Consider the following 8,566-nt stretch of genomic DNA (forward strand, 5'->3'; position numbering starts at 1 on the left):
CCCAAGTGGGTCGCGCAGGGGCGGGGGCAAGGCGGGCAACGGTTGAGCAGGGCAGGGGCAAGGCCGATCGGCGAGGACGTGCGGGCGTCAGCTGATCGGCGCGGCGAAGATCCGGGCGGCGGCGGGCCGCTGCACCAGCGCCGCGTACCAGCGCCGGATCTCGGGCCGCTCGACGCGCTCCGCCGGCAGGGCGAGCCAGCGGTGGGCGGCGCAGCCGAGCGCGATGTCGGCGATCGAGAAGCGCGTGCCGACGACGAAGGTTCGGTCGGCGAGGTGCCGGTCGAGGATCGCGGCGAGGGCCTCGGACCGTTCGAGCGAGGCGGCGATCAGCGTGTGGTCGCGCGCATCCGGCGCGGCGCGGTAGAGCTGCCAGAACGCGTCGCGCATCGCCGGGGTGAAGCTCGTCGCCTGCCAGTCGAGCCATTGCTGCACCTGCGCCCGCTCGCGCCGGTCGTCGGGCAGGCGGAGCACGCCCTCCGCCCCGTCCGCGAGGTAGCGCAGGATCGCGTTCGACTCCCACAGGGCGAAGTCGTCCTCCTGCAGCACCGGCACTAGGCCGTTCGGGTTCATCGCCCGGTAGGCGGGGTCGGCGACCACGCCGTGCGCGCCGCCGGCCTCGACCCGCTCGTAGGCGAGGCCGGATTCGTCGAGCCCCCAGAGGGCCTTCTGCACGTTGACGGAGTTCGCCCGCCCCCAGAGCCTGCGCATCGGCTTATTCCTGCTCGCTCGCCTCGGGCCGATACGGCTCGGGCGGATAGGCATGCACGCCGCCGTTCGGATCGGTGATCCGGGTGCCGTCGCGGTCCGCGGCGACGTAGCCCGGCCCGACCGGAACCTTGCCGTGGCCGCCGGGGATGTCGAGGACGTAGGTCGGCTGGGCCAGCCCCGAAAGCCGGCCGCGGAGCGTGCGCATCAGCGCCTGCCCGGCATCGAGCCCGGTGCGCAGGTGCGCCGTGCCCGGCGCGAGGTCGCCGTGATGCAGGTAGTACGGCTTGATCCGGTTCTCGACGAAGCTCCGCATCAGCGCCTCCATCACCGCCGCATCGTCGTTGACGCCGGCGAGCAACACCGTCTGGCTCACCATCGGGATCCCGGCATCGACCAGCCGCGCGCAGGCGGCCCGCGCCTCGGCGCCGAACTCGCGGGCGTGGTTGGCGTGCAGGGCCACGAACACCGCCCGGCCGAAGCCTTTCAGCGCGGCGATCAGAGCGTCGGTCACCAGGGCGGGGCTCACCACCGGCACGCGGGTGTGGACCCGCAGGACCTTGACGTGGGGCACGCGCTCGAGCCGCCGCGCGATGTCGGCCAGCCTGCGCGGCGAGAGCGCGAACGGGTCGCCGCCGGTCAGCACCACCTCCCAGATCGCCGGGTCGGCGGCGATGTAGGCCAGCGCCGCATCGAGCTCGGCCTCGCTCAGCGTGCCGGCGCCTTCCGGCCCGACCACCTCGCGGCGGAAGCAGAAGCGGCAATAGACCGGGCAAACGTGGAGCGGCTTCAGCAGCACCCGGTCGGGATAGCGGTGGACGAGGCCGGGCATCTTCTCGTGGACGGCGTCGCCGATCGGGTCGGCGCGTTCCTCGGCCGCGGTGACGACTTCCTCCGCCCGCGGCACGAACTGGCGGGCGATCGGGTCATGCGGGTCGGCGGCGTCGATCAGCTCGGCCATGTCGGGGGTGATCGACACGGCGTAGCGCGCGGCCACCGCCCGCAGGGCCGGCAGGTCGGCCGCCGCCACGAGGCCCGCGGCGGCGAGCTCGTCCGGGCTGCGCAGCGGGCGGTTCATCGCGTTCCGCCCGCGACGGGGGTCCAGATCACGTCCTCGATATGCGGCGCGCCGGTCGCGAGCATCACCAGCCGGTCGAAGCCGAGCGCGCAGCCCGACGCCTCCGGCATCACCGCCAAGGCGTCGAGGAAGTCGTCGTCGATCGGATAGGTCTCGCCGTAGACGCGATGCTTCTCCGCCATCTCGCAGGCGAAGCGCCGGCCCTGCTCGGCGGCGTCGGTCAGCTCGCCGAAGGCGTTGGCGAGCTCGACGCCGCAGGCATAGAGCTCGAACCGCTCCGACACCCGCGGGTCGTCCGCGCTCGGGCGGGCGAGCGCCGCCTCGCTCACCGGGTACTCGCACAGGATCGTCGGCCGCCCGTGCCCGAGATGCGGCTCGATCCGCGCCACCAGCACGCGGCTGAACAGGTCGGCCCAGGTGTCGTCGGCGGCCACCCGCAGGCCCGCCTGCGCAACCGCAGCGGCGAGCCCGTCGCGGTCGGTGGCGCCGTCCCGCGACAGGGTGGCGAGGAGGTCGATGCCGGCATGCCGGTCGAAGGCGTCGGCCAGCGTCAGCCGCTCCGGATCGGCGAAGGGATCGCAGGTCCGATCGCGATGGCGCAGCCGCGCCGTCGCCGCCGTCTCGGCGGCGAGCCGCAGCAGGTCGGCGCAATCGGCCATCAGCACGGCGTAGGGCTCGCCGGCGCGATACCATTCCAGCATCGTGAATTCGGGATGATGCAGCAACCCGCGCTCGCGGTTGCGGAAGACGTGGCCGAGGCTGAACAGCCGCGATTCGCCGGCCGCCAGCAGCTTCTTGCAGGCGAATTCCGGCGAGGTGTGGAGGTAGAGCAGCGCGCGCAGCCCGTCGCCGCCGATCGCCTCGGTGGCGAAGGCGGAGAGATGCGCCTCGTTGCCGGGCGAGACCTGGAGGCAGGCGGCCTCGACCTCGACGAAGTCGCGGGCCGCGAAGTGGCCGCGGAGCGCATGGGCGATGCGGTTGCGCAGGATCAGCAGCGGGCGCCGGTCGGCGTGCCGGTGCGGCGCCCACCACGGGGAGGGGGCCGCCGTCACCGGGCTGCCCTGCGATCGGCGGATCGGACGTTTCCGGCTTCGAACACGCGCGCTCCCGGCGGACCGATACTGGCGCGGCTGGCAACCGGGCCGCGGATAGGATAGTGCCGGAGCCCGATATCGCTCTCGAGGGATATGCCTCTCCCGCGGGGCACCGCGCTAGGCGCGCGAACCCCGCCTTGTCAACGCAGGACCTGACCCCGTGAAGGTGATCGCTTCTACCCTCCGCAAGGGCAACGTCGTCGATAAGGACGGCAAGCTCTACGTCATCCTGTTCGCGGAGAACATCCATCCCGGCAAGGGCACCCCCGTGACGCAGCTCGACATGCGCCGCATCACCGACGGGGTGAAGGTGTCGGAGCGCTACCGCACCACCGAGCAGGTCGAGCGCGCCTTCGTCGAGGACAAGGAGCACACCTTCCTCTACAGCGACTCGGAGGGGTTCCACTTCATGAACCCGGAGAGCTACGAGCAGATCCAGGTGCCGGCCGACGTGGTCGGCGACGCCGCCCCCTACCTGCAGGAGGGCATGGCGGTGATGGTCTCGCAGCACAACGGCGTGGCGCTGACGATCGAGCTGCCGCAGCGCGTCGTGCTCGAGGTCGCCGAGACCGAGCCGGCGATGAAGGGGCAGACCGCCTCGTCCTCCTACAAGCCGGCCACCCTGTCGAACGGCGTCCGCACCACCGTGCCGCCTCACATCGCCGCCGGCACCCGCATCGTGGTGATGACCGCCGACGGCGCCTACGTCGAGCGCGCCAAGGACTGAGGCATCCGGAGCGGGGGGCTACGGCGGCGGCGCCGTGCCCTCGGAGGCCTCGTAGCAGCGCTGCGACAGGCCCTGTGCCCGCATGCGCTCGGGCACGGTGAAGCCGCGGCCCTCCACCGACCACAGGCCCTCCCTGCGCAGGGCGTCGGCGGTGCAGCGCGCCGCGATCCGGCACGAGCCCGGCTCGCCCCCGGTGCGGGTGCAGGTCTCGACGTAGTCCGCCCGGAACTTCGCCAGCCCGGCGCGCGGATGCGGCCCGGTCAGCGCGACCAGGCCCGTCAGCGCCCCGAGGAGGAGCGGCTGGTGCACGAGGTAGATCGCCAGGCTGTGGCGACCGGCGAAGGTCGCAGCCCGTGCGCCTCGGCTCCGCGGCTGCCAGAGACCCGCCCGCGAGCGCGCGAACCAGGGCAGGGCGATCCGGCCGAGGGCGACCCCGAGCAGCACGATCCCGAACCACGGGAACAGCGGCACGTAGTCGTTGGTCTGCGGCGTCAGCCGGCCGAGGCCGAGGAAGAACAGCGCGGGCGCATCGAGCAGCGGATGCGCCACGAGGTGCGGCAGCGCCACGACCAGTGCGCCGGCCAGCGCCGTCACCACCGCCGGCACGAACAGGAACGGCAGCGCCAGCACGCTCGACACCGCGATGCAGTGCAGGATGCCGAAGAAGATGAAGCTGTCCGGGAAGGCGTAGAACGTCGCCAGGGTGATCAGCGCCGCCGCCCCGCCGACCCGCAGCAGCCGCAGGGCGGTCGGCCGCAGCCGCACGCCGCGGCCGTTCATCAGCACCAGACCGACCCCGACCAGGACCAAGAACGTTCCGGCGATGACGTGCGCCGCGACCCGCCCCGCGGGCGACAGCGCGACGTTCTCGGGCGTGAGGCGGAGGTACCCGAGGTCCCAGGTCAGGTGATAGGCGGCCATCGCCGCGAGCGCGGCGGCACGCCCCGCATCGATCGCCGGGATCCGGCGGGACGCGACGGTAGGCGCTTCCGGCGCGTTCGTCGGGGCGAATGTGGGATCGGGTGGCATGGCCGGCCCCCTAAGCACCATTCGCTGCGCGCGGCCATGGGCGGCTCCGAAGATTCGTGCGGCGGACGGCGCGTCGACGGTGCTCCCGCCACCTGCTGCGCCGCAGCAACAGTCACGAGAAAGTGACCGAACTCGGTTGTTTGCGCCGGGAGCGTTCCGATGGGGTCGGCCGGCGCAAAAGCGTGAGTCCGGACACGGACTTGGGCCTGCTCGATGCTCGCCGAACCGGCACGGATCGCTGCGGAAGCGTGCCGATCGGGCCGGCCATTGCCATCGGACCCTCCAGGCCTGCCGGGCAAAGAGGCTTTCGCCGCTTCAAGACTTCGTTAATCCTGGCCGGGAAACGCACGTCGCGATTCGGTGTAGGTTGCTTATCGACATGTCTGACGGGTTCGGATCAGGGCCGGCGAGCTCACGGGCAACGGACGGCGCGGGCATCGGCGCCTCATCGCAGGCCGACGTCGAGGAGCCGCTCGACCTCGTCGAGGTGTCGGGCCGGATCAAGTGGTTCGACGTCGCCAAGGGGTTCGGCTTCATCGTCCCCGACGACGGCATGCCCGACGTGCTGCTCCACGTCACCTGCCTGCGCCGCGACGGCCACCAGAACGCCAGCGAGGGCGCCCGCATCGTGGTCGAGGCGACCGAGCGCGCCCGCGGCTGGCAGGCCTTCCGGGTCCTGTCGCTCGACCAATCCTCGGCCACGCACCCGTCCGAGCTGCCGCTGCCGCGCACCCATGTCAGCGTGACGCCGACGAGCGGGCTCGAGACCGCCGTGGTGAAGTGGTTCAACCGCCTGCGCGGCTTCGGCTTCCTGACGCGGGGCGACGGCACGCCGGACATCTTCGTGCACATGGAAACCCTGCGACGCTACGGTATCGCCGAATTGAAGCCCGGCGAGACGGTGCTCGTGCGATACGGCGACGGCTCCAAGGGCGTGATGGCCGCCGAGGTCCGGCTGCCCGACGGAGCCGTTCCGTCCTCGCATTGATGGTGTTGCGCTTGTCTCGCGTCCGAAACCTTCTCGCCGGCGGCCTGGCCCTCGGCCTCCTCGGCATAGCCGCCCTGCCGTCGGCGCTCGCTCCCGCCTCGGCCCAGGAGGCGCGACAGGCCAAGAGCCAGACCGAGCCGCTGAGCATCCGCTCCAAGGACGGCACCCACCGTTTCGACGTCGAGGTGATGCGCGACGATGCCGGCCGCACCCGCGGGTTGATGTTCCGCCGCACGATGGCGCCGAACCACGGCATGCTGTTCGACTTCGAGCGGTCCGAGCCGGTCGCGATGTGGATGAAGAACACCTACCTGCCGCTCGACATGCTGTTCATCCGCGCCGACGGCACCATCGCCCGGGTCGCTGCCGACACCGAGCCGCTGTCGACCGCCATCATCGCATCGCCGGAGCCGGTGCTCTCGGTGCTGGAGCTGAATGCCGGCATCGCCGCCAAGCTCGGGATCAAGGCCGGCGACCGCGTCGAGCACCCGCTGTTCCAGGAACGCTGACCCGGAGCGCCGTGGCGCCGGGAAAATATGAACGCATCGAGAACATCGCGCTTGACGCCCGTTCCGTTGCGGATCACTGTTCCTCGTATGTTCCACGTGGAACAGGCGCGCGATCGTCGCGCCTCTTCCGCGAAGGTGGCGAGGATCCCGATGATCGACGCAACTATCGCCTCTTGCGCAAAGGCCGTCCTGTTCCGCAACGCCGACTGGACCCTGTCGGGCGAGGGCCTGGAACACCGCACGACCGGCTACTTCATCGGTCGCGACGTGCTCGCCGCCCGCCGCGCCGAGGGCCTGTGGGACTGGCCGCTGCAGATGGCCGAGAAGAGCTGGTGCCGGCCGAGCCTGTTCCGCGAGGCGTTCCTGACCGCGCTCGACGCGTTCGGCATTGCGCGCGACGCCGGCCTGAGCCAGGCCTTCGCTCTCGGCTTCGGCTTCCGCGCCGGGCAGGCGCCGCAGGCCGATGGGTTCGTCGCGCTCGCCGACCTGCTGCGGCCGCAGCCCGCGCCGCGGCCCGTCCCGGTGCCGGCGCGCCGGCCGGCACGGGTCTCCGCCGGCGCCTGAGCGTCCCGCCCGGGCGGCTCCGCACGGTTGACCCGGGCCCGGCGGCGTGGTGCGCTGGCCGGAGGGTTCGAGGAGCACGGCATGACGCACGACAACGACGGCGGCGGCGAGGGCCTCGACGGATTGATCGTCCCGCCGCTGTCGCGGCGGGGCTTCGTGATGACGAGCCTGATCAGCGGCTTCACCCTCGCGGTGACGCCGGTGGAGGCGCAGGTCATCCACACCGACGACACCGGGATCGAGGCCGGCGAGGTGCGGATCCCGGCGGCCGACGGGCCGATGCCGGGCTATCGCGCGGTCCCCGAGGGGGCCGGGCCGTTTCCGCTGGTGCTGGTGATCGAGGAGATCTTCGGCGTCCACGAATACATCAAGGACATCTGCCGTCGCCTGGCCAAGGCCGGCTACTGCGCCGTGGCGCCGGAACTCTACGCCCGACAGGGCGACCTGTCGCAGATGACCGACCCCAAGCTGATCATCCGCGACGTGATCTCGAAGACGCCGGACGCGCAGTGGATCGGCGACCTCGACGCCACCGTCGCCTGGGCGACCTCCGCCGCCAAGGGCGATCCGGCGCGCCTCGGGGTGATGGGCTGGTGCCGCGGCGGCCGTGCCGCCTGGCTCTACGACGCCCACCGCCGCGACCTGAAGGCGGCGGTCGCGTGGTACGGCCCGCTCGGCGGCGACCCGACCGACATCCAGCCGCGCAGCGCCGGATCGGTGGCCGGCCAGCTCAACGCACCGCTGCTCGGCCTCTACGGCGGCGCCGACACCGGCATCCCGGTCGCGACCGCCGAGGCCGCCCGCGACGCGGCGAAGGCCGCCGGCAAGCCGGTGGAGCTGGTCGTCTACCCGGACGCCCCGCACGGCTTCCATGCCGATTACCGGCCGAGCTACCGCAAGGAGGCGGCCGAGGACGGCTGGCGCCGCGCCCTCGCATTCCTGAAGGCGAACGGCGTCGGCTAGGTCGCGCCGACGGGCCGCGACCAGCGGTCACGGCGGCTCCGGCACGCTCCTTCAGGGTTGTGTGCCCTATCCGACACGGCGGGGACGACCGGTTTATGCCAGGATGGGGCCGGGCGGCGCGTGCACGCACGGGTCGACCCCCGTTCGCATCGACGATGGCGATGAACGACCGATCCGAGGGGCCGACCATCCGGCCCGCTTAGAGTGTCCCGGCTATGACCGACGTGAACCCGCCCGGACAGAAGCCCGTCATCCTCGTGGTGGAGGATCAGCCGGACGAGCGCTTCCTCGCCGCGACCCTCCTGGAGGAAACCGGCTTCACCGTGATCGAGGCGGAGACGGCGGAGCGGGCGCTTGCCATCCTCAACGATCGCGGCGACGAGGTCAGCGTGGTCTTCTCGGACGTGCGCACGCCGGGACCGATCGGCGGTTTCGAGCTGGCGCGGATCATCGGCGTCACGTGGCCGCGGGTGCGCGTGCTCCTCACCTCGGGCGATGCCGGCGACCAGCCGAGCGACCTGCGCGTCTCGGCGACCTTCATCCCGAAACCGTGGCGGGCCGAGGACATCCTGGCCTGGGTCGAGCAGGCGGCCGGGCGCCCGGCCGGATCGTCGACGGGGCCGTCGGTGATCGGCCCCGGCGGCAAGCTGGTCCCGCACGCCCTCGAACCCTGAGGCTTCGCCGTGCGAACCCCGCCCCGGTGCAGGGCCTGCCGCGAGGCGGCCGGCGCATCGCCCCGGGGGCCGAATCTGCTATGCCGGCCCGCGAGCGGTCTGCCCCCCTTCTCGAAGCGATCGAGCCGTCCATGTTCCTGAAAGACCATCGCGGCCCGTTGGCCGCGGGCCTGTTCGGCCTCCTCGTCTCGGTGCTGCCCGCCGCGGCCGCGGGGGGCAGCACCGAGACGAGGAG

10 protein-coding genes are annotated in these 8,566 nt (G+C 72.3%); 6 read left to right on the forward strand and 4 right to left on the reverse strand.

Translation table 11 applies throughout. The annotated features are described in order from the left end of the window. Positions 1-87: 87 nt before the first annotated feature. The 3 genes from FV230_RS20345 to epmA are packed head-to-tail and all read right to left on the reverse strand — an operon-like array spanning position 88 to position 2,835. Positions 88-708 (reverse strand): glutathione S-transferase family protein, encoded by a 621-nt coding sequence (locus tag FV230_RS20345; protein WP_147843681.1) that lies wholly within the window; start codon positions 706-708, stop codon positions 88-90. Between the two features lie 4 nt (positions 709-712). Next, complete coding sequence (locus FV230_RS20350; RefSeq protein WP_147843682.1) at positions 713-1,783, reverse strand: lysine-2,3-aminomutase-like protein; 1,071 nt, start codon at positions 1,781-1,783, stop codon at positions 713-715. Next, the gene (gene epmA / locus FV230_RS20355) at positions 1,780-2,835 is read right to left on the reverse strand and encodes an EF-P lysine aminoacylase EpmA (protein WP_147843683.1); all 1,056 of its coding nucleotides are present in this window, start codon (positions 2,833-2,835) and stop codon (positions 1,780-1,782) included. Before epmA ends, FV230_RS20350 begins: the two co-directional genes overlap by 4 nt. A 202-nt stretch (positions 2,836-3,037) precedes the next feature. On the opposite strand from epmA, the gene efp reads away from it, so the two are divergent. Continuing rightward, the gene (gene efp, locus FV230_RS20360; RefSeq protein WP_147728635.1) at positions 3,038-3,604 is read left to right on the forward strand and encodes an elongation factor P; all 567 of its coding nucleotides are present in this window, start codon (positions 3,038-3,040) and stop codon (positions 3,602-3,604) included. Between the two features lie 18 nt (positions 3,605-3,622). Here the strand turns inward: efp and FV230_RS20365 are convergent, their stop codons facing one another. Then, a complete protein-coding gene (locus tag FV230_RS20365; protein WP_147843684.1) occupies positions 3,623-4,633 on the reverse strand; it encodes a heparan-alpha-glucosaminide N-acetyltransferase in 1,011 nt (336 codons plus the stop codon). 379 nt (positions 4,634-5,012) lie between these two features. Between FV230_RS20365 and FV230_RS20370 the strand changes: the two genes are divergently transcribed. The 5 genes from FV230_RS20370 (at position 5,013) to FV230_RS20390 (ending at position 8,331) form a co-directional block, all read left to right on the forward strand. Further along, the gene (locus tag FV230_RS20370; RefSeq protein WP_147728637.1) at positions 5,013-5,621 is read left to right on the forward strand and encodes a cold-shock protein; all 609 of its coding nucleotides are present in this window, start codon (positions 5,013-5,015) and stop codon (positions 5,619-5,621) included. Beyond that, positions 5,621-6,130, forward strand: a complete 510-nt coding sequence (locus tag FV230_RS20375) for a DUF192 domain-containing protein (protein ID WP_147843685.1) — start codon at positions 5,621-5,623, stop codon at positions 6,128-6,130. The genes FV230_RS20370 and FV230_RS20375 overlap by 1 nt, the downstream gene beginning before the upstream one ends. Before the next feature lie 150 nt (positions 6,131-6,280). Then, positions 6,281-6,694, forward strand: coding sequence for a hypothetical protein (locus tag FV230_RS20380; protein WP_147843686.1), 414 nt, complete (start codon positions 6,281-6,283; stop codon positions 6,692-6,694). An 81-nt stretch (positions 6,695-6,775) separates the two neighbouring features. Then, positions 6,776-7,657 (forward strand): dienelactone hydrolase family protein, encoded by an 882-nt coding sequence (locus FV230_RS20385; protein WP_147843687.1) that lies wholly within the window; start codon positions 6,776-6,778, stop codon positions 7,655-7,657. A 215-nt stretch (positions 7,658-7,872) separates the two neighbouring features. Beyond that, positions 7,873-8,331: a response regulator gene (locus tag FV230_RS20390; protein WP_147729357.1), complete on the forward strand. Its 459-nt coding sequence runs from the start codon at positions 7,873-7,875 to the stop codon at positions 8,329-8,331. Positions 8,332-8,566: the final 235 nt, after the last annotated feature.

This window comes from Methylobacterium sp. WL6 (genome assembly GCF_008040095.1).
Taxonomy (GTDB): Bacteria; Pseudomonadota; Alphaproteobacteria; order Rhizobiales; family Beijerinckiaceae; genus Methylobacterium.